The sequence below is a fragment of the Streptomyces sp. NPDC041796 genome (assembly GCF_055590785.1).
This window is the reverse complement of the sequence record NZ_JBVJAH010000101.1, coordinates 1-1480: the sequence shown is the minus strand read 5'-3', so window position 1 is coordinate 1480 and position 1480 is coordinate 1. Positions and strand designations below refer to the sequence as shown.

Below are 1480 nucleotides of genomic sequence, written 5' to 3'. Positions count from 1 at the left end.
CTGCGAGTACTTCCTCGGTGGCGCCACTACTTCCTCGTTCCCTGTTCCAGGCGATCCTATTGGACACCTGTCCGAGAACTTCGAGGCACCTCACTTGACCCCGGATCTTGGACACCCGAGACACTTGGATCTCGAGTTCAGGAGAACGGATGTCCCGTGGTCATGAAGCACTATCCGCCGGAGTTCAGGGCGGGCGCGGTCGCGTTGTACGAGTCGCGGCCAGGGGTGACGATCAGGTCGGTCGCCGCTGATCTCGGGGTCAACCCGAGACGTTGCGGAACTGGGTTCGGGCGGCCGGAGCGAGCCGGCTCCGGGGACGCCGGGTGGAGGCGCCGGCCGAGCCGCCCACGCCGCTGGAGGCGGAGAACGCCGCTTTGCGCAAGAAGGTCCGCGAGCTGGAGGAGGAACGCGAGATCCTGCGGAAGGCGGCAAAGTATTTCGCCGGGGAGACGCGCTGGTGAACCGCTTCCAGTTCGTCGCCGACCACCAGCGCCGTTACGGCGTGAAGCGGCTGTGCAGCATCCTCAGCATCGCCCGCTCCAGCTTCTCCTACTGGCGCCGCACGGCCGCGGACCGGGCTACCCGGCAGGCGGCCGATGCCCGTCTCGCCACCCGGATACGGGCCGTGCACCTCGAATCAGACGGCACCTACGGCGTCCCGAGGATCACCGCCGAGCTTCGCGAGGGCGGCGAGAGCGTCAATCACAAGCGGATCGCGCATGATGCGGAGCATCGGCCTGGCAGGCGTGCGGCTGCGTCGCAGGCACCGCACCACGATCCCGGACCCCGCCGCGGCGAAGGCCCCGGACCTGATCGGCCGCGACTTCACCACTACCAAGCCGAACAACAAGTACGTCGGCGACATCACCTATCTCCCCGTGGACGGCGGCAAGTTCCTCTACCTGGCCACCACCATCGACCTCGCCTCGCGCCGCCTGGCCGGCTGGGCGCTCGCGGATCACATGCGAACCGATCTCGTCACCGACGCGCTGGCCTCCGCCGAGCGGACCCGCGGCAGTCTCGTCGGCGCGATCAGGCACACCGCCCACGGAGCCCAGTACACCAGCCGGGCGTTCACCGGTGCCTGCCGCAGAGCCCGCGTCCGCCAGTCCATGAGCGCGATCAGCTCCAGCACGGACAACACGCTCGCCGAGTCCTTCAACGCGACGTTCGAACGCGAGACGCCCCAGGGCCGAAAGAGCTGGTCCAGCGAGCGCGAGGCCCGCCTCGACGCGATCCGCCGGCTCCACCGCAACAACACCCGACGCCGTCACTCAGCCTCGGGCAACGCAGCCCGATCGCCTACGAGACAGCGTCGGCAACAACATCAACTACGCTGTCACCAACCGCATAACCCGTGTCCAGGATCCGGGTCAAGGCCCCCACTGAGCTTGTTCCGCTTTGGCGGACACCTTCGGTGTGGTGGTCAGGCCGCCAGGGCAGTCTCGTATTCGGCGGGACTGCGGTAGCCGAGGCTGCT

The 1480-nt window shown here is 68.0% G+C and carries 1 pseudogene; it reads left to right on the top strand.

The window, feature by feature from the left end:
- Positions 1-156 precede the first annotated feature (156 nt).
- Positions 157-1354: pseudogene (locus ACZ6C1_RS39045) on the top strand (IS3 family transposase).
- Positions 1355-1480: the final 126 nt, after the last annotated feature.